Annotated in this window: 21 protein-coding genes and 1 tRNA gene; 7 read left to right on the top strand and 15 right to left on the bottom strand. The window is 62.5% G+C overall.

Annotated features, from left to right (window positions below; translation table 11 throughout):
- Nucleotides 1-21 precede the first annotated feature (21 nt).
- Complete coding sequence (locus VMA09_17690) at nucleotides 22-2,679, bottom strand: valine--tRNA ligase (GenBank protein ID HUA35446.1); 2,658 nt, start codon at nucleotides 2,677-2,679, stop codon at nucleotides 22-24.
- Nucleotides 2,680-2,903: 224 nt separating this feature from the next.
- On the opposite strand from VMA09_17690, the gene VMA09_17685 reads away from it, so the two are divergent.
- Nucleotides 2,904-3,161, top strand: coding sequence for a hypothetical protein (locus tag VMA09_17685; protein HUA35445.1), 258 nt, complete (start codon nucleotides 2,904-2,906; stop codon nucleotides 3,159-3,161).
- Nucleotides 3,162-3,178: 17 nt separating this feature from the next.
- Here VMA09_17685 and VMA09_17680 read toward each other — a convergent pair.
- A tRNA-Leu gene (locus VMA09_17680) sits at nucleotides 3,179-3,264 on the bottom strand.
- A gap of 104 nt (nucleotides 3,265-3,368) precedes the next feature.
- Between VMA09_17680 and VMA09_17675 the strand changes: the two genes are divergently transcribed.
- Entirely contained in the window at nucleotides 3,369-4,136 is a 768-nt protein-coding gene (locus VMA09_17675) for a class I SAM-dependent methyltransferase (protein HUA35444.1), read from the top strand.
- Between the two features lie 116 nt (nucleotides 4,137-4,252).
- A complete protein-coding gene (locus VMA09_17670; protein ID HUA35443.1) occupies nucleotides 4,253-5,098 on the top strand; it encodes a glycosyltransferase in 846 nt (281 codons plus the stop codon).
- Here the strand turns inward: VMA09_17670 and VMA09_17665 are convergent.
- Nucleotides 5,095-6,216 (bottom strand): glycosyltransferase family 4 protein, encoded by a 1,122-nt coding sequence (locus VMA09_17665; protein ID HUA35442.1) that lies wholly within the window; start codon nucleotides 6,214-6,216, stop codon nucleotides 5,095-5,097. The genes VMA09_17670 and VMA09_17665 overlap by 4 nt on opposite strands.
- Before the next feature lie 82 nt (nucleotides 6,217-6,298).
- On the opposite strand from VMA09_17665, the gene VMA09_17660 reads away from it, so the two are divergent.
- A complete protein-coding gene (locus tag VMA09_17660; protein ID HUA35441.1) occupies nucleotides 6,299-7,594 on the top strand; it encodes a zinc-ribbon domain-containing protein in 1,296 nt (431 codons plus the stop codon).
- 2 nt (nucleotides 7,595-7,596) lie between these two features.
- Here the strand turns inward: VMA09_17660 and gcvH are convergent, their stop codons facing one another.
- A complete protein-coding gene (gene gcvH, locus VMA09_17655; GenBank protein HUA35440.1) occupies nucleotides 7,597-7,986 on the bottom strand; it encodes a glycine cleavage system protein GcvH in 390 nt (129 codons plus the stop codon).
- Between the two features lie 225 nt (nucleotides 7,987-8,211).
- On the opposite strand from gcvH, the gene ald reads away from it, so the two are divergent.
- A complete protein-coding gene (gene ald, locus VMA09_17650; GenBank protein ID HUA35439.1) occupies nucleotides 8,212-9,348 on the top strand; it encodes an alanine dehydrogenase in 1,137 nt (378 codons plus the stop codon).
- Here ald and VMA09_17645 read toward each other — a convergent pair.
- The 8 genes from VMA09_17645 to uvrC all read right to left on the bottom strand — a co-directional run bounded on the left by VMA09_17645 (nucleotide 9,345) and on the right by uvrC (nucleotide 21,442).
- Entirely contained in the window at nucleotides 9,345-10,130 is a 786-nt protein-coding gene (locus tag VMA09_17645; GenBank protein ID HUA35438.1) for a hypothetical protein, read from the bottom strand. The genes ald and VMA09_17645 overlap by 4 nt on opposite strands.
- Complete coding sequence (gene aspS, locus VMA09_17640) at nucleotides 10,127-11,920, bottom strand: aspartate--tRNA ligase (protein ID HUA35437.1); 1,794 nt, start codon at nucleotides 11,918-11,920, stop codon at nucleotides 10,127-10,129. The genes VMA09_17645 and aspS overlap by 4 nt, the downstream gene beginning before the upstream one ends.
- A 49-nt stretch (nucleotides 11,921-11,969) precedes the next feature.
- A complete protein-coding gene (hisS, locus tag VMA09_17635) occupies nucleotides 11,970-13,223 on the bottom strand; it encodes a histidine--tRNA ligase (protein HUA35436.1) in 1,254 nt (417 codons plus the stop codon).
- A 175-nt stretch (nucleotides 13,224-13,398) separates the two neighbouring features.
- A complete protein-coding gene (locus VMA09_17630) occupies nucleotides 13,399-14,331 on the bottom strand; it encodes a polysaccharide deacetylase family protein (GenBank protein HUA35435.1) in 933 nt (310 codons plus the stop codon).
- A gap of 87 nt (nucleotides 14,332-14,418) precedes the next feature.
- Complete coding sequence (locus tag VMA09_17625; GenBank protein HUA35434.1) at nucleotides 14,419-15,579, bottom strand: thiolase family protein; 1,161 nt, start codon at nucleotides 15,577-15,579, stop codon at nucleotides 14,419-14,421.
- Nucleotides 15,580-15,651: 72 nt separating this feature from the next.
- Entirely contained in the window at nucleotides 15,652-16,101 is a 450-nt protein-coding gene (locus VMA09_17620; GenBank protein HUA35433.1) for an OB-fold domain-containing protein, read from the bottom strand.
- 480 nt (nucleotides 16,102-16,581) lie between these two features.
- On the bottom strand, nucleotides 16,582-19,194 hold the full coding sequence (locus VMA09_17615; GenBank protein ID HUA35432.1) for a DNA internalization-related competence protein ComEC/Rec2: 2,613 nt from the start codon (nucleotides 19,192-19,194) through the stop codon (nucleotides 16,582-16,584).
- A gap of 133 nt (nucleotides 19,195-19,327) precedes the next feature.
- Nucleotides 19,328-21,442: an excinuclease ABC subunit UvrC gene (gene uvrC, locus VMA09_17610; protein ID HUA35431.1), complete on the bottom strand. Its 2,115-nt coding sequence runs from the start codon at nucleotides 21,440-21,442 to the stop codon at nucleotides 19,328-19,330.
- 104 nt (nucleotides 21,443-21,546) lie between these two features.
- Between uvrC and VMA09_17605 the strand changes: the two genes are divergently transcribed.
- Nucleotides 21,547-22,377 carry an SDR family oxidoreductase gene (locus VMA09_17605; protein ID HUA35430.1) on the top strand — a complete coding sequence of 277 codons (831 nt, stop codon included), beginning with the start codon at nucleotides 21,547-21,549 and terminating at the stop codon, nucleotides 22,375-22,377.
- A 98-nt stretch (nucleotides 22,378-22,475) separates the two neighbouring features.
- Here VMA09_17605 and VMA09_17600 read toward each other — a convergent pair whose 3' ends face one another.
- The 3 genes from VMA09_17600 to VMA09_17590 all read right to left on the bottom strand — a co-directional run bounded on the left by VMA09_17600 (nucleotide 22,476) and on the right by VMA09_17590 (nucleotide 25,561).
- The gene (locus VMA09_17600) at nucleotides 22,476-23,549 is read right to left on the bottom strand and encodes an aminoglycoside phosphotransferase family protein (protein HUA35429.1); all 1,074 of its coding nucleotides are present in this window, start codon (nucleotides 23,547-23,549) and stop codon (nucleotides 22,476-22,478) included.
- A 10-nt stretch (nucleotides 23,550-23,559) separates the two neighbouring features.
- A complete protein-coding gene (locus VMA09_17595; protein HUA35428.1) occupies nucleotides 23,560-24,516 on the bottom strand; it encodes a class I SAM-dependent methyltransferase in 957 nt (318 codons plus the stop codon).
- Nucleotides 24,517-24,694: 178 nt separating this feature from the next.
- On the bottom strand, nucleotides 24,695-25,561 hold the full coding sequence (locus tag VMA09_17590) for an alpha/beta hydrolase (GenBank protein HUA35427.1): 867 nt from the start codon (nucleotides 25,559-25,561) through the stop codon (nucleotides 24,695-24,697).
- Nucleotides 25,562-25,623: 62 nt separating this feature from the next.
- Between VMA09_17590 and VMA09_17585 the strand changes: the two genes are divergently transcribed.
- Complete coding sequence (locus VMA09_17585; protein HUA35426.1) at nucleotides 25,624-26,226, top strand: helix-turn-helix domain-containing protein; 603 nt, start codon at nucleotides 25,624-25,626, stop codon at nucleotides 26,224-26,226.
- Nucleotides 26,227-26,622 lie beyond the last annotated feature (396 nt).

Raw genomic sequence — 26,622 nt, 5'->3', positions numbered from 1 at the left:
TAAGAGGGAGCAATATGGCGATCACGCGATGCCTTCGAGTTGCTTCAACTGCTCGCTCAACTGCCGATGCTGTGTCTGCAGGAGCTTATAGCGCTCGGCGACTTCTTCTTTGGTCTGCGGATCGGCCTTGGCCATAAACTGCTCGTCATTCAGCCGCTTCGAATGCTGCGTCGAGTGCTTCACGACTTCGTCGAGTTGCTTCTGCAACTTGCGCCGCGCCTGCTCGAAGTCGTAGCCATCGGGAGCCGCGACGCCGATATCAGCCCACAACAGATGCGAGTACACGACCTGCGCGCCTGCGATCGGCTCCGTGCTGAGAGTTTCAAGCTTCGCCAGTACGCTCACATATTGTCGCCACAGTTCGATCTCTGATGGCGAGGTGCCCTCGCCGAGTCGGACCACCGCGCGTGTGCGCTGCCCCGGATGCCATCCCAAAAGAGAACGTAGCGAATTGATTTCCTCGGTCGCCGCGATGCAGTGCTCCATCGCTCCGCATTCGGCTGGCGACAGCAGCGAGCCCTCGCGCGCGATCGGGAAGCTTGCGATCGGCAGATGCGGCGGGAGGTTCGGCTCGCCGATGTAAGGGCGAATCGCCTGCCAGATTTCCTCGGTCACGAACGGCATGAACGGATGCAACAAGCGCAGCATCTGATCGAGCGTGTGCACCAGCACGTAGCGCGCGGCGGCCTGGCGATCGCCGCTCGCCTTCAGCGGCTCCTTCGCCAGCTCGATGTACCAATCGCAGAACTGATGCCAGGCGAAGTCGTACACGACCATCGCGGCGTTGTTGAATTCGTACTTGTCGATGTACTCGGTCACTTCGCGAGTTGTCTGGTTCAGGCGATCGAGAATCCATCTGTCAGCGAGCGACAGCTTCGAGTCATCAACGGTCGGAATCGGCTCGGGCGCGCCTTCGAGATTCATCAGCACGAAGCGGGCGGCGTTCCAGATCTTATTGGCGAAGGCGCGCGAGGCCGCGAAGCGATCGTGCGACAGGATGACGTCGCGGCCCTGCGCCGCCAACTGCGCGAGCGTGAAGCGCAGCGCATCGGCGCCGTACTGCTCCATCAGCTCGAGCGGATCGACGACGTTGCCCTTCGACTTCGTCATCTTCTTGCCGAGCTCGTCGCGCACGAGCGGCGTGATGTACACGTCACGGAACGGTACCTGGTCCGTGAACTCGAGCCCGAACATCATCATGCGCGCGACCCAGAAGAAGATGATGTCGAAGCCCGTCAGCAAGAGGCTCGTTGGATAGTACTTCTGCAGATCGGCGGTATTCTCGGGCCATCCGAGGGTCGAAAAAGGCCACAGGCCCGAACTGAACCACGTATCGAGCACATCCTCGTCCTGCGTGATATCGCTGCCGTCGCATTCCGGGCACGTCGCAGGGCGCTCCAGCGCGACAATCAGATGATTGCATCGCACACAGTGATACGCCGGAATCCGATGGCCCCACCATAGCTGCCGCGATACGCACCAATCGTGGATATTGTCGATCCAGTTGAAGAACGTGTTCTCCCAGAACTTCGGATGAAACGTGGTGTCGCCCTTGCGCACCGCATCACCCGCCCGCCGTGCCATCTCCTGCATCGCCATGAACCACTGCTCTGAGAGCATCGGCTCGACGACGGTATCGCATCGCGAGCAGACGCCGACAGCATGATTGTGCGGCTCGACTTTCTCGAGCAATCCAGCGGCTTCAAGATCTGCGACGATCCGCTTGCGCGCATCTCCGCGCGACAGCCCCTTATACGGGCCGCCGTTCTCGTTCATGTGCGCGCGCTCGTCGAGCACCGAGATTTGTTCCAGATTGTGGCGTTTGCCGATCTCGAAGTCGTTGAGATCATGACCGGGTGTTATCTTGAGCGCGCCGGTGCCGAACTCGCGATCGACGGCGCTGTCCGCGATCACGCTCACGTCGCGGCTCGTTAGCGGCACCCGCACACTCTTGCCGACGGACGCCTGGAAGCGATCGTCTCCGGGATTCACCGCGACCGCAGTGTCGCCGAGAATTGTCTCGGGCCGCGTCGTCGCGACCGTCAGCGAGCCCGAGCCATCGACGAAATTGTAGAGCACGTAGTAAAGCGCGCCCTTGGCATCCTTGTGATCGACTTCAAGATCGGACAGCGCCGTCTCGCATCGGGGACACCAGTTGATAAGCCGCTTGGCGCGATAAATGAGCTTCTTGTTGTAGAGATCGACGAAGACCTTCGTCACGGCCTTCGACAGGCCAGGGTCAAGCGTGAAGCGCTCGCGGCTCCAATCGCAGGACGCGCCGAGGCGGCGGAGCTGATGAAGGATGCGCCCGCCGTACTCATCGCGCCATTGCCATACGCGGTCGAGGAAGACTTCGCGACCGAGCTGATGACGATTCTTGCCTTCCTTGGCGAGCGCCTTCTCGACTGCGTTCTGCGTCGCGATTCCGGCATGATCGGTGCCGGGCAGCCACAGGGTGTTGTACCCCTGCATCCTGCGCGTACGCACGATGATGTCCTGGAGCGACACGTTGAGCGCATGCCCGAGATGGAGCTGACCCGTGATATTCGGCGGCGGAATTACTACCGAGAAGACCGGGCCCTCGCGCGAAGGATCGGCCTTGAAATAGCCAAGGTCGATCCACTTCTGGAACCACTTCTCTTCCGCGGCTTTCGAATCAAATGTCTTGGGAAGTTCCACCGTTGCCGTCCATCTCAAACTCTGCGGTCAAAAAAGGGCGCGAGTGCGCCCACTTGGCAAATCATATTGGCGCGGTAAGCGGCTAACAAGTGTGCCGCCGCAACAGGCAGCAACATCAAAGCCGCCTCCAAATCAAGCTTGTAAATTAACACTGGTTGATAATATCGTGCGCGCGTGTCCGGCCATCTTGGGGAACAACAAGCCGACACAGAGGGGACATGCTGATGACTGGAACGCTAAGGAAGCTGGCGATTGGCGCCGCAGTGGGGACGACAATCCTGGCCGGCGCAATTTCGGGATGCAGTTCGCTCAATCAGAGCCACATCGACTGCAACGTGGTGAGGTTACAGACCGACGCCGGACGCTCTGACGACGAAATCGCCTCGGCGATCGGCGCGAGTGTTTCCGATGTTAAGGCCTGCCATGGCTCCGAGACGTCGGGCAACAAGACCTCCGGCGGCGTTCAGAGCGGAAACTACTAGCAGGCGCGATTCGAACTTGGTGCGAGAGGGGGGACTTGAACCCCCACGAGGTTGCCCTCACAAGGTCCTGAGCCTTGCGCGTCTGCCGTTCCGCCACTCTCGCTCGGGAGCCTAGGATTCTACTGGCACTGAAAAGTAAAGCAAGACGGCCCGGTGCGCCGGGCCAGTCTTGAGCCCTGCCCCGCGCTCTTGGACAATCGGCGGACCATGAACCCGCGCATCACCGGCGCGATCGCGCTGGCGCCCGACCCCAGGCCCGGCTCGCTCGCCCTCGATCTCAGCGCCGGCTACGGCGATTCGACAAAGCTGCTCGAGGAGCGCGGGTGGCGCGTGATCCCGACCGAGTTCCATCCGCGTGGCCCCGGATGGGTCGCGGTCAACCTGAATCATGATCTTCCATTCAAGTCCGAAAGTTTCGATCTGGTCTCGATGCTCGAAGTGATCGAGCATCTGCCGGACATCCCGCACATGATCGACGAGATCGCGCGCGTGCTTAAGCCGGGCGGCACGGCGATCGTCACGACTCCGAACCGGCTCAACGTCGCCTCGCGCGTGCACTACCTGCTTACAGGATACTATCGCGGCCGGCGCGCGCCTCTGCCCTACAAGTATCGCGTCGAGGACGGCCGCAACTGGAACGTGATGGGCCTCAACGATCTACACTGGATCGCATGGGGCAAGGGCCTCCGGATGGACGCCGTCGGCCGCGCCAAGCGCAAGATACGCTCGCGAATCATGATGCCCATGCTGTACCCGTTCATCGCCGGCTACTCGTGGATGGTCTATCGCGGCGCAGCCAAGGACGACGCGCAGTGGGAGATCAACCGGCAGTTACTGAAATTCATGACCAGCCCGAGCCTGCTGCTGGATGAGAACATCATCATGAGATTCCGGAAGTTCGCCGCGACCGAGGCCACAACTTCCTCACTCTCCATGCCCCCTTCGTCCCCTCTCCCTCACCAGGGAGAGGGCTAGGGTGAGGGTATTTTGTTGCTGGCTGCAAAGAGAATCCGGGCGACCCTCACCCGACGCCGCGATACGGCGTCGACCTCTCCCTGGTCAGGGAGACGGGGTTCAGAGCCGCGTTGCTGGTGAAGATTTCGGTTATCATTGCGACGCATATGCGAACGGAGCCGCTCGCGCGGCTCATTCATAGTCTCGCACCGCAAATATCGAGCGGCGAGCGCGAGTTGCTCGTTGCCGAGAATGGCTCCGGTGAGAAGAGCGCGTTGCCCGACGCCGGCATCGCGATCACGCATCTTCACGATTCGCGGCCTGGCAAGTGCCGGATTCAGAATCGCGCGATTGCTGCGGCGCGCGGCGAGATTCTCGTTTTCCTCGACGACGATCTGATCGTCAGCAACGGCTACCTCGATGCGGTCGAGGCCTTTTTCGCGGCGCATCCTGGATACGCGGCGATGGCGGGGCGAGTCTTGCCGGCCGAGGATCCCAGGGCCAAGGCCGGTGCGATGGCCGTGTATCTCGATCTGCCGATCTACGATTACGGCGACGATGTGTGCGATGTGCGCGGCGCGCTAGGCGCGAACATGGCCTTTCGCGCGACGGCGCTTAAGCAGGTCGGTCCCTTCGACGAGCGCCTCGGGCCCGGGGCCTGCGGCCATGAAGAGGAAACCGAGATGTCGGCACGCCTTAGGCACGCCGGATTTCGAATCGGCTACGCGCCCCAGGCTGTCGTCTATCACGAAGTCGATACCGCGCGCGCCGATCGCGCGCGCTTCATCCGTATCGCGCGCGAGCGCGGGCGATGCCGGATGCTGCACGAAAAGCATTCCGCGTTGGACGTGCTGACCAAGTGTGCGGTCGCCTGGATGCGTCTCCTGGTCATTCGCGCTTTCGGAGCCGGCGTCGAGCGCGTTGCGCGGGAGGAGCGGCGCCTCGCCGTGGCGCGCGGGATGTTCGACGGCCTCGGCAGCTAGCGCATCGTCGCGACGATCGCGTTCAGCTCGGCGCCATAGCGCTCCCAGGTAAACTCTGCCGCTGCCGCCCGCGCTTCTTCGCGCAGAGTGGGCGCGGCGTCGAGCAGCATATCGAGCCGCAAGGCGATCTCGCCGGCATCGGTCGGATCCTCGAGACAAAACGGGCGCATTGAAGCGGGCAGGACTTCGCTCGCACCGCAGTAAACGCTCGACATGACCGGCAGCCCCGATGCCATCGCCTCGACAATCACATTGCCGAACGGCTCGAACAGCGAGGGCAGCGCCAGCGCGTCCGCCGCGTGCATCAGGCGCGCTGCGTTCGGTTGCGCTCCGGCAAACACAATTTGTTGATCAATGCGCAACTCGGAGGCGCACTTGCGGTAGCCCGCGATGTCGCGATCGTTCCCGACCACGAGCAGATGCGCCCGGCGCTTGAGGAGCGGCCAAGCTTCGAGCATGAAAGGTAAACCTTTACGCGCGAAGCCGTTGCCGACGAAGATCACGAGCGGAACGTCGCCCGGAATCTTGAATTGCGCGCGCACCGCCGCGCGATCGTCATCCGATGTTGCAGGGCGGAACCTCTCAAGGTCCACGCCATTGAAGAGCGTCAAGATCTTCTGTGGATCGACGGCGAATTCGCGCACGATGTCGTCTTTGACGAGATTCGATACTGCGATCACTTTTCTGAGCGCGGGCGAAGCGAAGCCGCGCCGCTCCACGAGCATCTGCACACGGTGATACGGCCGCATTCGCATCAGTGCAACCGCCATTGCGCTGCGCCATTTGCGCGCGGCGCGCAGGTAGCTGACGTGAGCGTTGCCGCCTGAGCGCAGCAGGTCGGCGCCGATCACGCGCGCGAAACTGAGCAGTAGTTCCGCACCATCGCGCCGCGCGGCCGGCGCGGCGGCATAAGCAAAACGCAGGAGCGAGAGCGCGCGGCCCGGTGCGAAGCCGCCGACGCGCCGAAGCTTCCACTCCGAATTGCCGCCACGCACGTCCTCGGCGAAGATTGTTACGTCATGGCCGCCCGCGCGCAGCCACTCCGCGGTCACGATCAGATCGCGCTCGGTGCCGCCGCCCGCCGGATCGAAGCGGCGCGTGATTAGCGCGATCCGCATCTGCGCTCACTGCACGACGGCGAACCCCGATGCGCTCGCCATGCGAGTATGGTAATTTTTTTCACGGGATGTGAGGTGGGGGATGATCGAGATTCAATGCACCAGTTGCCATACCCGCTACCGTATCGACGAGCGGGTGCTGCCCGACGATACGCCAACGTTCAAGTGTTCGCGATGCGGCCACGTGTTTACCGCCGAGCCGGTGCGCACCCGGCGCCGCAAGAACGAAGCGGCGGCGGAGTCTCCGCCTCCCAGGCAGGAGGAAGCCGCGCCTCCCGAGGAAGAGCGCGAAGAGCCGCTTGAGAAGTTCAAGGCGATGCGCGCGCCCGATCTCCCGCAAGCAGCGCCCCAAGCCGAGCCTGAGCCGCCGCCACCGCCGCAGCCCGAAGCGCCCTCGCCCGCAGTCGCCGCGCTTCAGCCGAATCAGCCCGCAGCGAAGAAACCCGCGCCTGCGAATCCGCCGGAACAAAAAAGGCCCGCGACCGACGAAATCTTCAATCGATCTTTCGCTGAACCGCAACGCCCGGCCGATGCCGGCGAGAATCTGAAATTCGATTTTGGCGACGAGCGCCGCGATCTCGATGAAGAGACCACGCCCGAACTTCCCGAAGAGGACCAACGATGGCAAGTCGGCGATGAGCCCGATGAGGAGGCGCCGCCGATTCGCTCGCGTCCCACGCTCGCAGAGCCTCCGCCGATTTCGCCGCCGCCGCGTCCCGAGCCGCAGCGATTCTACGAACCGATCAGCCCCGCGACTACTCGCGACGCCGCTCCGCAGCGCCCGCCTCTGCCCAACGACGTCGCGTTTATCGAAGACCCCTCGGCGATTCATTCGTCGGCCTGGTTCCTCGGGATGTTCTTCATCGTGGCCGTCGGCTTCTTCGGCGTGACGATGCTGCTCAATGGCGAGCCGGCCGCGAGCGTCAACGCGATAAGCCGCGTCCCGATAATCGGCGAGCATTTCGCGCGCCCGATCACACCCGCGACTCTGGTACGGCTCGGCGACGTGCGCACCGAGTATCGAACCCTCAAAGGCGGCACGTCGGCGCTGGTCGTGACCGGCAATGCCGAGAATGTCGGAGGCGCGGCGCTGCAGGCGATTCAAATCGAAGTGCTGTTGTTGAATGGCTCGCAACAGGCCGTGGCACGCGCGCAGACCTATTGCGGCAATACACTGCCGGCCGGGATGTTCGAGCAGATGACGCCGCGCGAGTTGGAGTTCTCGCTCGCGCTGCGACCGCCCCACAACTTCGCGCTCGAACCTTCGCAGGCGACTCCCTTCATGCTGGTGTTTCTCGATCCACCACAGGCCAGCTCGCTTCGTATCGCGGTGACCCAGGCTGATCCGCCAGGCACGCCGCCCGGAGCGCACGGCTAGGACTATTCTTTCTCGCGGGCGACGAGCTCGGCGTACTCTTCGTTGTCCATCAGATCTTCGAGGTCGGCCGGGTCGCTCATCTTCACCTTGATGAGCCATCCGTCGCCATAGGGATCTTCGTTAACGACCTCGGGGCTCTCAGGCAGGTCCTCATTGACTTCGATTACGGTACCGCTGACGGGCGCATAGATGTCGGACACCGCCTTGACCGATTCGATTACGCCGAACGGATCGTCCTTGCTGATTTTGTCTCCCACCGCAGGCAATTCAATGTAAACGATCTCGCCCAGCTGATCCTGCGCGTGATCGGTAATTCCAACCGTCGCGACCGACTCCTCGGTCGACACCCATTCGTGCTCCTTCGAGTACTTGAGCCCCTGTGGGATTTCCATGAGTCCTCCACATCGTGCGTCACTTCTGTCGCGCTCGGATTCGCGGCGAACAACGACGCCTCGACTTTCATGAAGCGCGGTGACCATTGTCTTGTCAAGTTCCGATTAGACACTGCAAGTGAGATTCACCTCGCGCGCGGACTTGACTGTCCTCGCTTGATAACATTATGCGCGAGGTGAAAATGATCGCGCGCCTTGCGGTCCGATGTCAGGGGAGGAATGTAGATGATCGTTGGGGTCCCGACCGAAATAAAATCCGACGAGCGGCGCGTGTCGCTCACACCTGCGGGAGCAGCGGCCTTCATCGCTCATCGTCATTCCGTGGTCGTGCAGGCTGGCGCTGGCTCTGGAAGCGGCTTTGCGGACTCCGAGTATCGCGAGGCGGGCGCGCAGATTGTGCGCAGCGCGGCCGATGTATGGAAGCGCGCCGAGCTTATCCTCAAGGTCAAGGAGCCTCAGCCGCCCGAGTTCGCGCTGATGCGTCCCGGACTCGCCTTGTTTACATACCTGCATCTGGCTGCTGATCGCAGACTCGTGCGCGAGCTGTTGCATCGCAAGATCACGGCCCTCGGGTACGAAACGATCCAACTGCCCGATCTGAGTCTGCCGCTGCTTGCGCCGATGAGCGAAGTTGCGGGACGGCTCGCGATCCAGGCCGGCGCATGGTGTCTGCAGGCGCGCGGCGGCGGGCGCGGTGTGCTCCTCAGCGGCGCCTCAGGCGTGCGGCCGGCCCGCATCGCCGTACTCGGCGGCGGTATCGCGGGAGCCAACGCGGCGCGCGTCGCAGCCGGTGTCGGAGCGCACGTCACGATCATGGATATCGATCCAACGCGCCTGCGCTACCTGAGCGACATGCTCGGCTCCGCGGTCACTACCGTGATGTCCAATCGCGTGACGGTCGAAGAAGAGGTCAGTCAGTCGGACCTGGTGATTGGCGCGGTGCTCGTCCCAGGCGCGCGCGCCCCGCGGCTCATCCCGGCCAAGCTCGTGGAGCGAATGCTTCCCGGATCGGCGCTGGTCGATCTCTCGATCGACCAGGGCGGCGTCGCTGAGACATCGAAACCGACCACGCACGCGCGCCCGACCTTCGTGCGCTCGGGAGTCGTGCACTATTGCGTCACGAACATGCCCGCGATGGTGCCGCATACTTCCACTTATGCGCTCACCAACGCGACGCTGTCCTACGCACTGGATATCGCGGACCACGGCATACTCGAAGCCGGCAGACTCAACAGCGCCATCAGGCTTGGGCTCAACACCTACGACGGCAAGATCGTGCATCATGCGGTGGCCGAGGCGATGCGCACGAAGCCGCACTCGCCGTGGGGTTCGTACTCGGCTCAGCGTCCATCGAGTAGTTAGTAGATACCCTGGGAGCCTGTGCTGTAGCGCTGCGAACTCGATTTCAACTGGCCGTAGGTGCCGGTCTCGAAGCGCTTCACGTTCTTATCCAGGCTGAGCTTGCCGTGGAGATCGTTGACCGCCTCCTGCACACCCTCCTGCGCGATCTCATGCGCGCGGACCCATCGCCCTGAGCGCTGCACGAAGTTGGCAAAGTCGAACATGTTCTCCGAGAGCGCCTGTTGGGTCTTGATGAACGTCGCGGTCCACACGACCTGACCACTCTTCATATCGACGAACTTGAGATTGAAGTTCACCGAGGCGGGACTCGACGCCGCGTAATCCGCGCCGACGCGCTCGGTGTATCGCGATAGGGTTCCGTAGAGCACGCCGTCAGCCGCGATGTCGTGGCCGAGCTTGAGCGCGTTCTCGTCGTCGTTGGCTGGAGTCGAAGGCGGCAGCTTCTGCATCGCCGTCATCACGTCGTCCTGCGGAATCACTTCCCATCCACCGGCAATCGCGGCCTGGCTGTAAAGCTCGGCGGAGACCGCCTCGGCGCCGCCAGCGGCGACGCCCTCGGTCTGATCGGGAGCCGCATCGATCAGCGGCATCACCGCGATCCGATCGATCTGGAGCGTCTTGATACTGCGCACCGCGTGACTGTTGAGGTTGTTGTGCAGCTTGATATTGCCGACGGTGTCGCCGACAGTCTTCGCGGCCTGCGCCGCCATGATCGCGCATCCCGCGGTGCCGATCGCCAGAAAGATCGCCAATGCAGCCAGCGCCGCGCGGGGAGCCCTCATAGCGCCACCTTAATCGATAGCTCCTTGAGCTGGCGAGGATCGACTTCCGATGGCGCGCCGCTCATCGGGTCGACGCCCTTGCCGGTTTTCGGAAACGCCAGCACGTCGCGCAACGAATCCGTTCCGCACAGCATCATGCACAGCCGCTCGACGCCGAAGGCGCATCCGCCGTGCGGCGGCGCGCCCGAGCCCAGGGCCTCGAGCAGAAAGCCGAAGCGATTCACCGCGTCTTCGCGCGTGAGACCCAGCAGCTCGAGCGCCTTGAGCTGCAGCTCGCGGCTATGAATACGAATAGAGCCGCCGCCCATCTCCTCGCCGTTGAGCACCATGTCGTAGGCGAGCGCGCGCGCTTTGAGCGGCTCGCCGTCAAGCATCAGCAAATCCTCGGGATGCGGGGCCGTAAACGGATGGTTCACCGACACCATCCGCTTGTCTTCTTCGCTGTAATCGAAGAGCGGGAAATCGACGATCCACAGGAACTTATGATCCTTCGACTCGCGCATCCCGAATTTGGCGCCGAGCTGAAGGCGGATATCGCCGAGGATCGGCCGCACCTTGCCCGGACTGCCAGCGGCCATCAGCATCGTGTCGCCGGTCTTGAGATTGGCCGCCGCAGTCGCCCGGCCCTTTTCGTTGTCGTTCAGATACTTCGCGATCGGCCCCTGCCATCCGGCGTCGCCGATCTTCACCCACGCAAGGCCCGTCGCGTAGCGCGTCTTGACGCCTTTAACGAGCTCATCGAGCTCGCGACGGGTGAGCTGGTTCGCGGCGGGAACGTTGATCGAGTAGACACTGCCGCCCTTTGCGAGCACCTCGGCGAAAACCTTGAACTCGGTTCCAGCAAACGCGGTTGACAGATTCACCAACTCGAGGCCGAAGCGCATGTCAGGCTTGTCGATACCGAACCGCTCCATCGCCTCCTGGTACGTCATGCGCAGGAAAGGCGCGCGCACATCGATGTCGAGCACGCGGGCGAAGGCCGCCGCGATCATGCCCTCGGCGACGCTCTGCACATCCTCGGGCCGCGGGCAGGTCATCTCGAGATCGATCTGCGTAAACTCCGGCTGGCGATTCGCGCGCAAGTCCTCGTCCCGGAAGCATCGCGCAACCTGGTAATAGCGGTCGAAGCCACCGATCATCAGGATCTGCTTCAAGAGCTGGGGCGATTGCGGCAGCGCGTAGAACTTGCCGGGGTTGACGCGGCTCGGCACCAGATAGTCGCGCGCGCCTTCCGGCGTCGATTTGAACAGGATCGGCGTCTCGACCTCGATAAAGCCCTGCATGTCGAGATAGTCGCGAATCGCTTTGACGGCCTGATGCCGCGCGCGCAGGTTGTACTGCATCGCGGGCCGTCGCAGGTCGAGATAGCGATACTTGAGGCGCGTCTCTTCGGCGGCGCCTTCGCCGTCGGCAATTGAAAATGGAGGCGGCGTCGAGACGTTAAGAATCTCGAACTCGCTCACGACGATTTCGACTTCGCCAGTCGGAAGCTCGGCGTTGACCGCACCCTCGGCGCGGCGAACGACCTTGCCGCGCGCCGCTACGTAGTATTCGCTGCGCGCGTCGCCAGCGGCGTCGTGCGCGGTCGAATTGATTTCGGGATTGAGAACGAGCTGCACGAGTCCGTCGCGGTCGCGCAGGTCGATGAAGATAACGCCGCCGTGATCGCGGCGTGTCTGGACCCATCCCCAGAGCGCGACCTCGCGCCCGGCGTCGGTGGCGCGCAGTGCGCCGCAATAATCGGTGCGCTGCCACGGTGGCAGCGGAGAATAGATTTCGCTTTTGGCCATCACACGTCCCGCGTCGAAGGATACCTGTGCCTCGACGCGTAAGAAATAGTCAGTTCTTCGCCTCCGCGATTGCGCCCGCGAGGTCGGTCAAGGCAACTTCACGTTGCGCGCTTTGAGCAAGATCGCGAAGTTGGACCACGCCGCGCGCAAGCTCGTTTTCGCCGATTATCACGGCAAATCGTGCGCCGATTTTGTTGGCGCGGCCGAGAAGAGCTTTGAGCTTGCGATCCGGCGAGAGCAATTCGGTCGAAAGACCAGCCGCACGAAGCTCGCGCACGAGAATTGAGGCTCTCAGCACCGCCTGCTCGCCCATCGCGATTACCGCGGCGTCCGCCTTGCCATCGCTCACGACGCCCGCGGCTTGCAGCGCGATCGCGACGCGCTCGAGGCCGATTGCGAAGCCGATTCCAGGCACCGCAGCGCCGCCCATCGTTTCGATAAGGCCATCGTAGCGCCCACCCGCGAGAATAGTGCTCTGCGAGCCGAGGCCCTCGGCCATCACCTCGAACGCGGTGCGCGTGTAGTAGTCGAGTCCACGCACGAGGCGCGGATTCACGTGATGTTCGATGCCGGCGCCGCTCAGGATCTCCCGCACGGTTGCGAAATGCTTGCGACAATCGTCGCATAAATAGTCGAGGCTGTTGGGCGCCGTCTCCGCGAGCTTCGCGTCGATCTTGCAGTCGAGCAGGCGCAGCGGATTGCGATCGATTCGGTTGTGACAATCCTCACAGAGTTCGTTCCAATGCTCGCGGCCCCACTTTACAAGCGCCTCGCGAAAGGCGGGACGGCACACGAGGTCGCCGATGGAATTGATCTCCATCCGCACGTTCAATCCGAGCGCGCGGCGGTAATCATCCACCATGATGAGCAACTCGGCATCGCAGGCGGCATCGGCACGGCCGAAGACCTCGACGCCGAACTGGTAGAACTGACGATAGCGGCCCTTCTGTGGACGCTCACGCCGGAACATCGGACCGGAGTAGAAAAAGCGCTGCTCGGGATCGCTGCGATCAAGCCCCGCCTCGACGTAGGCGCGGACCACGCCGGGAGTTCCTTCAGGACGAATCGCCACGACGGTCTCGGCCTCATCGCGATCGTGGAAGGTGTACATCTGCTTCTCGACGATGTCGGAAGTTTCACCAGTCGAGCGCTGGTAGAGCTGGATTCGCTCCAGCGCCGGAATGCGAATCTCGCCGAAGCCATAGCGGCCCATCAGGGCACGCGCGGCGTCCTCGGCCATCATCATCGCGCGCGAGGTCGCGCCGAGATTGTCCTGGAATCCTCTGAGTCGCGTCAGTTCCACGACAGCCTCGCTTCGGAGGCCACACTGAATCCCTCTCCCGTTATTTCACGGGAGAGGAGGCGTCGCGCGCCAAGCGCGCGACGCAGGTGAGGGTGCTGGATCGCACGCGGGGTCACGAACATTGAAGTCCCGAAGTTCCTGGTCAGCATTCGTTGCGTCTCAACATTCAGAACCCTCACCTGCCTGACGCGCTTTGCGCGCCAGGCACCCGCTCCCGTGACTTAACGGGAGAGGGATTTGAAGAAGCGCCGCGCATTAGGTCTCGAAGCGGGCGGTAGCCGATCAATTCGATGCCTTCGTCGCCGACAAGCCGCCTGGCGCCATCGCTGGTGAAGAACCGAAAGTCAGCTTCGCGCTGCTCGGGGTCGTGGGCGCACGCGCGCAGTTCTTCGCGCGCGTATGCGGGATGACAAAGGATTTCGGTCGCACCGGGACGAAGGCTGCGAATCAGGCTCGTCCAATACTTGCTCGTATCTTCAGGTGAACTCGGCCCCTCGAAGAAAAGGTGATCGGGGTGCACAATTCCGTCGCGCTCGATCTGTTCGACGATCGAATGAAATCCCATAGTCTCGAGCCGGCTTCGCCCCGCGAGCCGGATCGGCAATCGATAGTCGCGCGCGAGTCGCAGGTAGAGTTCGTGGTAGTCGGCGCGAAAATGCAACGGTCCCATGTGCGAGTCGAGGTGTGTCACGTCGATACCGGCAAGGAGAGCCTTCTCGATCTGCGCGCGGAGCTCGCGCTCGGCTTCATCGAGATGGTCACGCTCGAAGACTTTCGGCACATCGGGCCAAAGATAGCCGCCTTCATCGATGAGCGAAGGCACCGCACGCGCGCCGAGCACGGGGCCCCATTTGTAGCGGGACCATTCGCTGTTCAGCGTCAGATGCACTCCGAGGTCGGCATCGGGATGGCTGCGCGCGAAATCGGCCGCCTCTTCGAACCATGGGCACGTCACCAGAATCGATGACGAGGTGAACAGCCCGTGCGTCAACCCTTCGATCGTGGCCTGATTCGCGTCGTGACACATGCCGAAGTCGTCGGCATTGACGATCAGCACGCGCGCGTCCTTCGAATAGCCGAGCCGCTCAGATGTCGAAGCCTCAGTCATCGAATGATCAAATCTATTTGTCCGCCGGGATAAGAAAAAGGGCCGCCTTTCGGGCGGCCCTTTTCTGTGCCGTTAAAGGCCTTGAAATTACACCGTCAGGATATGGATGGTGCAGGCGGAGCCGAGGCCGATAACGTGAGCCTGGCCGGCCTTCGCGTTGGGGACCTGACGGTCCTTCGCGCGCTCATCCTGGGTGAGGTGCCACACAACTTCGCAGATATTCGCAACGCCGGTCGCGCCGAGAGGATGGCCCTTGGAGAGCAATCCGCCCGATACGTTGACGGGAGAGAAGCCGCCGAGATCGGGATGACATCCGCCCTTCTTGTCGATAAACGCGCCAGCCTCGCCATCGCCGCAGAGGCCGAGGTTCTCGTAGTGCACGAGCTCCGCGGTCGCAAAGCAGTCGTGCAGCTCCGTCAGCGCGATGTCCTTGGGTCCGAGGCCCGCCTTCTCGTAGGCCTGCTTGGAGGCGCGGCGGGTCAGAGTGCTGACGTCGGGCAGCGTGAGGTCGCGATCGGTGTACGGATCGGAAGTGAGGATCGAGGCCGCGACCTTGGCGCGCTTGCGGCCACCGGCGAGCTGCTTCAGCTTATCCTCGGAAACGAGGATCGCAGCGGCAGCGCCGTCTCCAGTCGGGCAACACATATAGAGAGTGTTGGGGAACGCGACCATGCGGGCGTTCATCACGTCTTCGAGCGTCACTTCGTTGCGATACTGCGAGAAAGGGTTCTTCGTCGCATGCTTGTGCGACTTCACCGAGATCTTGCCGAAGTGCTCAGGAGTCGTGCCGTACTTGCGCATATGCTCGATACCGGCCTGGCCGAACACCGCGGGCATGATGCCTGAGCCGACGCGTCCTTCCGTGCTGTATGCGGGATCGCCGCCACCGGCGCCGCCGAGCAGACCCTGCTTGCCCATCTGCTCAACGCCGACCGCCATCGACACGTCGTACATCCCCGACGCAACAGCGAGATATGCCTCGCGGAACGCGGTCGAGCCGGTCGCGCACGCATTCGACACATTGATAACGGGAATGCCAGTCTGGCCGATCTGCTGCAGGATACGCTGACCGACCATCGCATTGGACTGGTAGAGGTTGCCGCAGGCGAACATCTCGACGTCTTTGATCGAGACGCCGGCATCCTTCATCGCGATTAGTGCTGCTTCGCCGCCGAGCTCGGGAACGGTCTTCTCCGGATAGCGGCCGAACTTGATCATCCCGGTGCCGAGAACATAAACGTTTCTCATTTGAATCCTCCTGGCGGCCCGGCGCTAAGCGGGGTCCGTCGTAAATTCAGGGGCGCGTGTCAGTGCGGCGCCTCAGTTCTTACTTGGCTTGTATGCGAACGCGATAACGTCGTGACCTTCGCGATCCTTGGAGGTCACATGCGTCACCATCTCAACCGGGAGATCGAAATACTTCTTGGGTTCCTTCTGAACCGCTTCAGCATCGACATCCACCAGATTGGCGCGCACGCTCACGCCTTCGGGTAGATCCACTATAGCAGTAACGAAGGGGGTTTTGATGCCGGGATAGGACTGATGCACGACGGAGAAAACGTAAACCTTGCCCTTGTCGGACAGCGATACTTCGCCGAGCTTTTCCCTGGTCGAGCCGCACTTTGAGCATGCGACGCGCTTGGGATCGAGAAAATACGATCCGCAATTCGAGCATTTGAGCGCAACCAGATGGGGCTTGGGATCAAGTTTCAAGAACGGGACAATCGGACGAGGTCCCGTATCGGTAGCAGCCTGGGCTTGTTCAGCCATTACACTTCCTCCGCGCGATGATGGGTCGAAACGGCTAACGCCGCCTGACGGCGGCGTTGTCTTTCCGGATTTACGTTGCGGAGTTTCCCACAGCGTCTAAAACCCGTCAACCCTAACGCCTGTCAGGATGAACTAGTCTGACGATCCATCAATAGCATCTCCCGCGCGGGTGGAGCCGAAGGCGCAAGCCGCCACACCGGGAGAGGCCACGGACCGATGAATCGGTCCGTGGGTGAGGGCGAAGAGCCCACCAACGTTCGCTGTAGGGGCGCCTTCACCCGCCGCGAGGTTCACCGGGTGAACCCCGCGTCGGCCTCTCCCGATGTGCGGCTGCAGCCCAGGGCCTCACTCCGCGTACGTCATCTCGCGCCGAAGCCGACGAGCATCCAATAGTCGTATCGAATCCGTCTGCGGATTCTTCAGAATGTTCATATGTTCCCCCAGAAAGGGTTTTCTCTCGCTTCGCCAAATGGCCAACACTCAATACGAGCCACCGAAACTCGTCAGGATGAACTCCTCCATCGACCCCGGCGCGCGATGGGCGGGGCGCAGGATGTCGGTGTGCGGCGTGACCATCGGCTCGCCCCACGAGGTCGAGATCGCGAGCCGATTCGCCGAGGCGTCGGCCATCACGGCGCCGTCGAGGTCGGTGCGCATCACGGTCGAGCCGAACATCTCGTAGCGATCGATCACCGCCGGGGCCGGGAAATGGAAGCGGTTCATGTAGCCGGTCGAGATCACAGCGAATTGCGGCGCGACCGCCTCGATAAACGCCTGCGATGACGATGTCGAGGAGCCATGATGCGGCACTTTGAGGACCGTCGCGCGTAGGTCGCTGTGCTCCTGCATGATCGCGCGCTCGGCGGGCGCCTCGATATCGCCGGTGAACAGGAACGAGTTATCGCCGAGACTCAGCCGCAAGACCATCGAGGCGTTGTTGTGCGAAGGATCGTCGCTATCGGCCGTGCGCCCGAGCGACTCGATCCAGACGCCGCCGATCGGCTCGTTCGGCGTGTCGGCTTTGATCACCTTGGTTGGCACGTGGAGCGCGTGCAGCTCGTCAAGAAGTTGCGCGTAACTGCGATCGTCGCTGCCGGAAGCCGACGTCCAGAATTCGCCCGGATGGAAATTTGCCGCGACATAGCCGAAGCCGCCAAAGTGATCCTGATCGGGATGGCTCAGCGCCATGTAGTCGACGGTCATTATCTTGAGCGACCACAGGTAGCGCGCGATCAACCGCTCGCCCGCATCGAAGCCCGGGTACGCGCCGCCCGCGTCGATTAACATCACGCGCGAGCCGGGAAAGCGCACGACGGCCGAGTCGCCCTCGCCTACCGCTAGAAACGTCACGCGCAAATCGCGTGAGAAATAACGGTCATTGATCCACCACGCCGCGTCAGCGATGACCGCAATGGCAAGAACAATCGCGATACCGATGTGAGCAATCGCCATCTTTCGCGATCGAAGATTCCGCGCCGGTTGCGCCGCGCGTGGCGCCAGCAGCCATGCGAGAAGGACGGAATACGCGAGCGCGACTTCAAGAATCGTCGGCGTGAAGATCGGCATCCAGGCACCCGGCAGATTCGCGAACCATTGCGCAAGAGCGTTGCTGATCGCGAGCGCGTAGCCACCCAGATGCAGAATGATTTGCGCCGCCGGCTCGCAGATAAAGCTCAGCGCCGCGGCGAAGAGGCCCGCAATCGTCGCGAAGAATCCCATGATCGGGACGACGATGGCGTTGGCGGCGATGCCAATAAATGAAACCTGGTTGAAGCTATAGGCGGTCAGCGGCGCGGTCGCGAGCATCGCCCAGAACGACACGGCCAGGTAGCCGCCAATGATCTCGATCCACCACCATCCGCGCGCGGGCTTTTCGCCAGGCAGACGTCCGAGCCTCTTGCGCGTTTCAGTCCATGCGACGAAGCGCTGCATGCCGAGCAGGATCGCGATCACCGACGCGAACGAGAGCTGGAAGCCGATGTCGGCCGAGGAACCGGGTATCGCGAAGCAAATCACGATCGCGGCCAGCGCCAGGCTCGCGATCGCCTCGCGCGCGCGATCGATTACGATCGCCAGCATGTACGCCAGCACCATCACCAGCGCGCGCGTCGTCGAGACGTGATGCCCCGCGATCGTCGCATATGCGGTCACGGCGAGCGCGGCGCCAATCGCGGCGGCCTTGTTGGCATAGCCGCGGCTCGCGAGGCCTGGCGCGACCATCATCAGGCCGAGGCGGCCGATCGCGAACGCGACGGCGGCGACCATGCTGAGATGCAATCCCGAGATCACCAGCAGATGCGCCATCCCGGTATGCGCGAATTTCTGGCGCAGGCCTTCGGTGATTCCGCCGCGGTCACCGATCACCAGTGCGCGCATCTCGGCCGCCTCGGGTTGTTCAAGGTTGCGATCAATGAACACGCCGATTTGCCGCCTTATCGATTCGATCCGCGAACCCGGAAATGACCGATGATGGCTGAGAATCTCGAAGGCTGGCGTGCCGAGCGCCGTGCGCGCCGCGGTCATCGTAGCGTCGACGCCCGAACGCGCCATGAATCCTTCGTAGTCGAACTCTCCCGGGTCGCCGAAGTTGCGCGGAAAGCGCAGCCGCGCTGTCAGCCGAATCTCGTCGCCGATCTCGAACGCGGCAGGGTCGAACTCGGCGATACGTACCGTCCCCGACGATGGCTCCAGATCCTGTCGCGCGAGGCCCGCCCGCTCGACCTCGACGTAGAGCCGCTCGCGGCCGGGCATATCCTCAGGCTCGCGCACGACGCGGCCTTCAATTGTGACTTCGGCATGGTCGGGAAAATCGCGAATTGCGCCTGGAACGACGCCCGGTGCAAGGACGCCCTCAACCGCGACCGACGCCGCGCACGCGATCGCAAGGCATGCCGCCGCAAGCCCGAGGCGCGGCCGCCGCGCGAGCATCGCGACGAGCATCGCGAACGCGAGCGCGACACTCGTCCAGAGCGGCGCATAGAGGTGAAAATTACCGGCGGCGTCGCCCGCGACGATCGCAATCGCGACCGCATAGATTGGTGCGATTCGGATTTTTCCCGGCGTCGTGCGGGCGCGGACCGGAGCCCGCCCCAACCCCTGAAAGGCGGGTTTCCGGTCCGTTGCGGGATGCCCAAGACGGGCAGGATGAGGCGCGGCGGCGATGGTATAGCTCCCCTTTGCCTACCAAAGCTATCAATAGACGCATATCACCGCGTCTTTTATATGGCTAGTTCTGCGGAGGTGGCTCGGGATCGGCCTTTTCTTCGGCAGCCGCTTCGGCGGGAGGTTCGACCACCGCGACCGGTGCGTCATCGGCGGCGGTGAGGGTTTCTTCGGCGCGCTCCTCGCTGTCGAGCAGCGCCGACATTTCGTCGAGATGCCGTCGAATCAGTGCCGCGAGATCGGCATTGACGCCCTTCACCGCGGCGATCTCGTCGGTGGTCGCCTCGCGAATTCGCTTGAGGCTCCCGAAATGCCGCAGCAGCGCGCGTCGCCGCACCGGGCCGATCCCCTCGATATCGTCGATGACAGATCGCAGGCGCGCGCGGCGGCGCAACTCGCGGTTGTAGGTGATCGCAAACCGATGCGCCTCGTCGCGCACGCGGACGAGCAGGAAGAGCGCCGTCGAGTTCTTCGGCAGCACGATCGGGTCCTTGCGATTCGGCAGGAAGACCCGCTCGTCAGACTTGGCAACTTCCTTCTCATGCCGGTAATTAAGCACGTGCTGCTTGGCGAGTGACACGCAGTCAATTTGCTCGAGCAGGTTCGATTCGCGCAGCACCTGGAGCGCGACATTGAGCTGCCCCTTGCCGCCGTCAATCACCCACAGGTCGGGATAGAGGTTCTCACGCATCGCGCGCTCGACGCGGCGCTTGAGCACCTCGTACATGCTGGCGAAATCGTCCTGGCCCTCGAAGCTGCGGATCCGGTAGCGGCGATAGAGATCTTTGCGCGGCTCGCCTTCGTCGAACGTGACCTGCGACGCGACGACCATCGAGCCCTGCAGATTGGAAATGTCGTAGCATTCGATGCGCTTGGGGGTGTTGCGCAGATGAAGCTTGGTGCGCAGCTCGTCGAGCATCTTCTCGCGCGTCTGCTCGTTGTCGCGGCGCGAGGCGAAGCTCTGGCGCGCATTGTCCTGCGCCATCTCGAGCAGGCGCAGCTTCTCGCCGCGCTGCGGCACGAGAAACTCGACTTTTTTGCCGCGCTTATCGGTGAGCAGCTCGGCGCGCGCGTCGAAGTCTTCGAGTACAACCGGCAGCACGACCTCGTCAGGGATATTGCGCGCGCCCGAATAATATTGCGTGAGCAGATCGGCGAGCACGTCTTCATCGGCGAACTCGAGGTCCTGGAAACTCCATCCTTGCGTGCTGGTGAGTTTGCCGCCGCGCACGATGAGCACGATCGCCTCGATATACCCGCCCTCGCGATACAGCCCGAAGACATCCTGGTCGATTCCCCAGTGATGCAGCACGGTCTGCTTCTCAACGGTCTTCTCGATCGCGCGCACGCGATCGCGCACTCGGGCCGCTTCCTCGAATTCGAGCCGCTCGGCGAAACCCTTCATCTGGTCGCGCATCTCACGCAACAGCTCGAGGTTTTTTCCCTGCAAGAGCATCTCGGCCGCGTGTAACTGCTTGTCATACTCGGCGCGATCGACGGGCAGACAGCATGGCCCGAGGCATCGCTTGATCTGATACTCGAGGCACGGGCGCGAGCGATTACGAAACACCGCGTCATTGCAGGTGCGGAGCGGAAAGACCTTGCGGATTACGTCGATCGTCTCGCGCAGCCCGTCAGCCGATCCGAACGGGCCGAAATAGCGGCCGCCGTCCTTGACGATCTTGCGCGTGACCGTGATTCGCGGCCATGCGTGATTCGTAATCTTCGCGCTGAGATACGACTTGTCGTCTTTAAGCCGGATGTTGTAGCGCGGCTTGTATTGCTTGATCAGATTGTTTTCGAGGATGAGCGCCTCTTTCTCACTCGTGGTGACGATGGTGTCGAAGTCGCGCACCTTCCTCATCAGGAAACGCATCTGGAAGCGGCCGTCGCCATCGTCGCTGCGAAAGTATGCGCGCACGCGCGAGCGCAGCGACTTGGCCTTGCCGACATAGAGCACCTTGCCCGCGCGGTCGCGCAGCAGGTACACGCCCGGCTCGGGCGACGAAAGACCGAGCTTGCGTTCGATCTCCGAATCGTCGAGCTCCGCGGATACAGCCTGGCCTTCCGCTCTCGCCGGCTGCGCGGCAGGAGCGTCGGGATATTCGACGAGCGAGGCGTAGCGCTTGCCGATTCGTTCGCTCGGATTCGGGGGCGCCTTCTCTTCTTCTGAGGACATTATTCGAGCGTCGACTATATCAGGACGTGGACCGCGAGACTGCGATCGCTACCAGTTTCAGGGTTCATCCTGCTACTAAGGCGATACAAGCGAGGTGCACCATCATGGGCAAACTTGACGGCAAAGTGGCAGTGATTACCGGCGCGGCGAGCGGCATGGGGCGCGCAACCGCGATTCGATTCGCCAAAGAAGGCGCCGCGGTCGTGCTGACCGATCTGAATAGCCAGGGCGGCGAGACTGCAGTAGCAGAATGCGCGGCGGCGGGCGGCAAGGCGGTCTTCCAGCGCACCGACGTTTCGAGCGAGGCCGACATCAAGGCCGCGATCGAGCGCGCGGTGAAGGAATTTGGCCGGCTCGATATCACGTTCAATAACGCTGGCGTCGGCGGCGCGACGGGACCGATCGAAAAAGTCACGGCGGAAGACTTCGATCGCACCATCGGCATCTTGCTGCGCGGCGTGTTCCTCGGCATGAAGTATTCGATTCCCGAGATGCGCAAGGCCGGCGGCGGCTCGATTATCTCGACCTCGTCGGTCGCAGGCCTGACTCCCGCCGGATATCTCTCGACCTACAGCGCAGCCAAGGCGGCGGTGATCAACCTGACGCAGGCGGTCGCGATCGAAGTCGGTCACGACAGGATCCGCGTCAACTGCATCTGCCCGGGCGGCGTCAATACACCGCTGGTTTACAAGGGTATGCCCGGAGGTCAGGAAGGAGCGGAGAAGAGCATGGCCCGCATGCAACCGATTCCGCGCGCCGGCCGTCCCGACGACATCGCCAACATGGCGCTGTTTCTCGCCAGCGACGAGGCGGAGTGGATCACCGGCACCGCGATGGTGGTAGACGGCGGCATGGCGACCGGCAACCAGCGCTTCCGGCTGCGGAATATGGAGAACGCTGGCTTCTCGGGCCCGTCATTTACGCGAAAAGATTAAGAGCAGAAAGATCACCACGAAGCCGCAAAGGGCACAAAATAAAAAGGTTTTTCTTACTGCGCTTCGTGCCTTTGTGGTGATCTTTTTCCGGGTGCCCGTTAGCCGCTTATGCCGAGGCGATTCGCGATTAGTGTGTAGAACTCGGCCCAGTTGCGGAGGGTGCCTAGATTCGCCGCCGTGGCTGCTTCGTTTCTTTGCAGGTGGTCCCAGATGATCAGGCGATCGAGCAGCATGTAGAGCGGGAAGCGGGCGGCGAATCCTGGCCGCGCCGGTTTCAGGCGCAGATATGTCGTGAGGAATTCGCGGGCGAGGCGCGGGTCTTCGTCGAAGTACTCAGCGCTGACTCTCGCGAGATCGGTCTCGCCGTCTCCGAAATAGCATCCCATGAAGTCGAAGAGACCTGTCACCTTCCATCCCGAGGGCGTGCGGCTCAGGACCGCGTTGCCCTCCTTGTAGTCCTCCATGGTGAAGCACGGCGCGAATGGCTCCACGAGCGCCGCATCGGCGTTGTCGATTAGCGATTCGACCCATTCAACATCCGCTGTAGTCGTACGATCGTTCGCGCCGCGCGCCCGATCGAGGATACATCTGACCCGCGCGATGACGAGCTCGCGATGTGTCGGTGAATCGGCGACCTCGCCGTAGCCATTGTTGAAAGGCCACGCGGCGTGATCGCTGATCGGCACCGGCCGCACGAGGTCGCGATCAGGATCGTAGCGCGAGCAATGAGGCATCGTGAGCGATTGCATCGCGACGAGGTTCTGCGCCATCGCCCGTGCAATTGCGATCAGGTCGGCAGGCGCGAGGTCCCGCCGCAGTTCGCGATCGGTGACCTGCAATCCCGGCATCCGCGGCATGATCACGAAGGCCCACTGAAAAATATCGCACGAAGCGTCAATCGAGTATGGCCATGGAACGGGAACGCTCGTGCGCTCATGGAGCAGCTTGGTGAAGAAACGCTCGGTCGGGAATTGCCATGGAACAAGAGGCGCACCCCTGAAAACGAATTCGCCGGCATCGGTCGTGACGAAGATGTTCTGGCCGAAGAGGCCGTATGGTACGGGCGCCACCGCGCGCACCGCGCCGAGATCGAGTCGCGCGAAGGCGCGACTCAGTTGCTCATGGCTAACGGGGCCGAGCCGTTCGGACTTCTCGTAAATCTGGGGCGCCATCGCATGTCGCTCATGCTGCTGGACTGCGATTTTTCTGACTGCTCAGCGCGTCAGCGAGCTTGCGCGGCAGAAAACTGCGCAGGTAGGCGAGATACGGTTTCAGATGATCGGGCTCCGCACGCATCGCGTCGCGCAACATGCGCCGCGCCGCCGCCTGATCACCGCCAGCGAGCGCGCTCAAGCCTTGGCGCCGGAGCCGATTCGACGCATAGCGCCGATACTGCGGCGAGTTCATGAACATCGGCATCAGCTTGAAGGTCTCGCGGTCGAGCGATTCCATCGGCTTGCGATAGGCGCGAATCCACGGCAGCGACGGCACCGGCTTGCCGAGGCCGAACCAGCTCCGTTCCTTATGCGGGCGAACGCCCTCGAAGTCCTCACCCAGCAGCTGATAGCCATGATAGAGCTCGGCGAACTCGCAAGTCAGGCGCACGCCGTGGACGTCGTAATCGTCGATCACGAGCAGACCGCCGGGCTTCAACAGCCGATCGCAATAAAAGAACTCGACGAATGCGGCCTGGAATTCATGGTCGGCGTCGATATATGCAAAGTCGAAGGTCCGGCCCTCGGCGAGGAGCCGCGGCAGCACGAGCTCGGAGGGCTGCTCGTGGAACTCGATCATCGCGCCCTCGCCTGCATCTTTGACAACGCGCACTCCGGCGTTGTGAAAGTGAGAGAACTGCCACGGATCCATCACCACGTGCGCACGCGGTTCCGCACCGTTGCGGATCAGCGCCGCGACGATCGTGAGCGTCGAGAGTCCCCACGCCATCCCGGTTTCGACGCAGGTCTTCGCACCCTCGCTGAGACACATCTTGCTGATAAAGCGCGAGCGCGAGGGCGTGACGCTGGTCGGCAGGACGCTGTAGAGCTGACCGTCCTCGCCCAGTGCGTTGCCGCTGGAATAAATTTTGTCGATGGATTCCTGAACGCGCCGGATGCGTTCGTCCACTGCGAAATCGCTCACTCTTGTCGCCTCAATCTGGATGGGGAGACATCTTGTCAGAACGAATGCGGGCTTACTACCGGCGGCCGTGCAAACCAATACGAAGTCATTCACCACAAAGGCACAAGGGTCACAAAGAAAATTCCTGAAACGTTTTTTCTTCGTGCTCCTTCGTGCCTTTGTGGTGATCTTTCTCTTTTCAGTTCGCGTTCCAGAAATCCTTGAGCAGCGTGCTGAGCACCCGGGGATGCTCCTCCGGCCAGAAGAGCTTCGCGCCCGGCACCGTGATCACGCGGCGCATGCCGCCAATATTGCCGCGCAGCCATTCGAGCGATCCCGGCGTATCGAACGCGGTATCAGCGTCGCCCCAGATAACCTGCGAGGGGAACTTCGATTCCTTGAGCCGCGAACCGGCAGCAACCAGCTGATCGCGATTTTTCAACGCGTCCGCGAAGCCGCGAACCTGTTCACGACGATCTGCGGACTCGGCAAATGGACCGAAGTAAACGCCCGCCATCTCGGCGGTCAGGCTCGCCGGGTTCTCGAAGACCGCGCCGCCAAGTTGTTGCTGCGCCAGCGCTTCATTGGTCGCCATCGCCTTGAAAGCCTCGCCAATAGCTCCGGATTTGAGCGCGCCGTAGAACTGCTGGAGCATCTGGTTGGGCCACAGGTTGCTGACCTCGCAATTGGTCAGCGTGAGCGTGCGGATGCGGCGCGGATGCGTCGCGGCGAAGATCTGGCTCACGCCGCCGCCGGTGTCGTTGCCGACCAGATCGACCTCGGCGATACCGCGCGCATCGAGAAACGCCGCGAGCATTTTGGCCTGCGATTCGAAAGAGATGTCCTGGCCTTTATTCGGCTCGGTGTAGCCCACACCCATGAGGTCGGGCGCGACACATTTGCGAATGGGCGCGAGATCCTCCATCTGGTAGCGCCACTGGAAGCCGCACAGCGGCAAGCCGTGGACGAAAAGCGCGACGGGGCCTTCGCCGCGCTCGACATGGGCGATCCGGCCGCAGGGCGTTTCGGTGAATTGGCGGGACGAGTGGAATTCCTGAGCGTTCATTGCTAGCCTCCTGTCTGGAGTCAGTTAAGATACATACTGTCTGTATGTAACCTGCGTATTGTATGGCAGTCAAGAGCCGCCAGGCGGAAAATGCCGCCGCTACCCGTTCAGCCCTGATCAAGGTCGCGCGCAAGCTCTTCGCCGAGCACGGTTACGCCGAGACCGGGACCGAAGAGGTCGTGCGCCGTGCCCGCGTCACCCGCGGCGCGCTTTATCATCACTTCAAGGACAAACAGGACCTGTTCAAAGCCGTGTTGCTGGCCGAGGAGGAGCGCCTGGCCGGAGTCGTTGGCGAAAGAGCTTCGCGAGAGACCCATCCGTGGCGGGCGCTGATGGCAGGCACCGAGGCTTTTCTCGACGCGTGCCTCGATCCCGCAGTTCAGCGCATTGTGTTAATCGAGGGACCGGCAGTCTTGGGATGGCAAGCCTACCGGAAGATCGACAACGATTACTTTCTGGCGGGTACGATCGCCTCGATCGAAGCCGCGATGGCGGCCGGCGAGATCCCGCGCCAGCCCGTCGAGCCTCTCGCACACATCATGATGGGTGCGGTGCACGAGGCCTCGACGCTGATCGCGCACGCGAGCGATCGCGCGAAGACGCGCCGCGAAGTCAGCGAGGTCATCGACCGACTGATGAACGGCCTCCGGGCGGGAACGCGTTAGATCGTCATCCAATGTCTCATTTCAACTCGCGCGACTACTCCGGCGTCTCCGATCTCGAGAGACTCATCGCGTTCGCGAGCCAAGCCGCCCGCGCGCGATTGCCGCGATCGACATACATGAAAGGCGGCGACCTGGTCTGGGCACTTTACGCATCGCGGTTCCCTCCTTCCGAAGACATTCGGATCTGGTCGGAAGGTTCGGAGGTGCTCGCATAGCGATTTTCGAGCGCCCGCTGCTCTTCTACTACGACGTCCATGTCGATGAAGGTTCGTTACTGTCGGATGAAATACTTGTCTGGGCTGAAACGCGCCGGCGGACCCTTGGAGAGCTTTCGCTTGAATCACTGCCGAAGGCCTACCAAGCACTTGGGACAGACACGATCTCAACCACCGCGCT

It is taken from the genome of Candidatus Binataceae bacterium (genome assembly GCA_035508495.1).
In the GTDB taxonomy this organism is placed as follows: Bacteria; Desulfobacterota; Binatia; order Binatales; family Binataceae; genus JASHPB01.
The sequence above is the reverse complement of the archived record's forward strand: the minus strand, read 5'-3'. Positions and strand labels throughout refer to the sequence as shown.

Coding starts and splice junctions, on each gene's coding strand:
- VMA09_17685 (HUA35445.1), top strand. CDS start 2,904: ATGACTGGAACGCTAAGGAAGCTGGCGATTGGCGCCGCAGTGGGGACG.
- VMA09_17675 (HUA35444.1), top strand. CDS start 3,369: ATGAACCCGCGCATCACCGGCGCGATCGCGCTGGCGCCCGACCCCAGG.
- VMA09_17665 (HUA35442.1), bottom strand. CDS start 6,216: ATGCGGATCGCGCTAATCACGCGCCGCTTCGATCCGGCGGGCGGCGGC.
- VMA09_17660 (HUA35441.1), top strand. CDS start 6,299: ATGATCGAGATTCAATGCACCAGTTGCCATACCCGCTACCGTATCGAC.
- gcvH (HUA35440.1), bottom strand. CDS start 7,986: ATGGAAATCCCACAGGGGCTCAAGTACTCGAAGGAGCACGAATGGGTG.
- ald (HUA35439.1), top strand. CDS start 8,212: ATGATCGTTGGGGTCCCGACCGAAATAAAATCCGACGAGCGGCGCGTG.
- VMA09_17645 (HUA35438.1), bottom strand. CDS start 10,130: ATGAGGGCTCCCCGCGCGGCGCTGGCTGCATTGGCGATCTTTCTGGCG.
- aspS (HUA35437.1), bottom strand. CDS start 11,920: ATGGCCAAAAGCGAAATCTATTCTCCGCTGCCACCGTGGCAGCGCACC.
- VMA09_17630 (HUA35435.1), bottom strand. CDS start 14,331: ATGACTGAGGCTTCGACATCTGAGCGGCTCGGCTATTCGAAGGACGCG.
- VMA09_17625 (HUA35434.1), bottom strand. CDS start 15,579: ATGAGAAACGTTTATGTTCTCGGCACCGGGATGATCAAGTTCGGCCGC.
- VMA09_17620 (HUA35433.1), bottom strand. CDS start 16,101: ATGGCTGAACAAGCCCAGGCTGCTACCGATACGGGACCTCGTCCGATT.
- uvrC (HUA35431.1), bottom strand. CDS start 21,442: ATGTCCTCAGAAGAAGAGAAGGCGCCCCCGAATCCGAGCGAACGAATC.
- VMA09_17605 (HUA35430.1), top strand. CDS start 21,547: ATGGGCAAACTTGACGGCAAAGTGGCAGTGATTACCGGCGCGGCGAGC.
- VMA09_17600 (HUA35429.1), bottom strand. CDS start 23,549: ATGGCGCCCCAGATTTACGAGAAGTCCGAACGGCTCGGCCCCGTTAGC.
- VMA09_17590 (HUA35427.1), bottom strand. CDS start 25,561: ATGAACGCTCAGGAATTCCACTCGTCCCGCCAATTCACCGAAACGCCC.
- VMA09_17585 (HUA35426.1), top strand. CDS start 25,624: ATGGCAGTCAAGAGCCGCCAGGCGGAAAATGCCGCCGCTACCCGTTCA.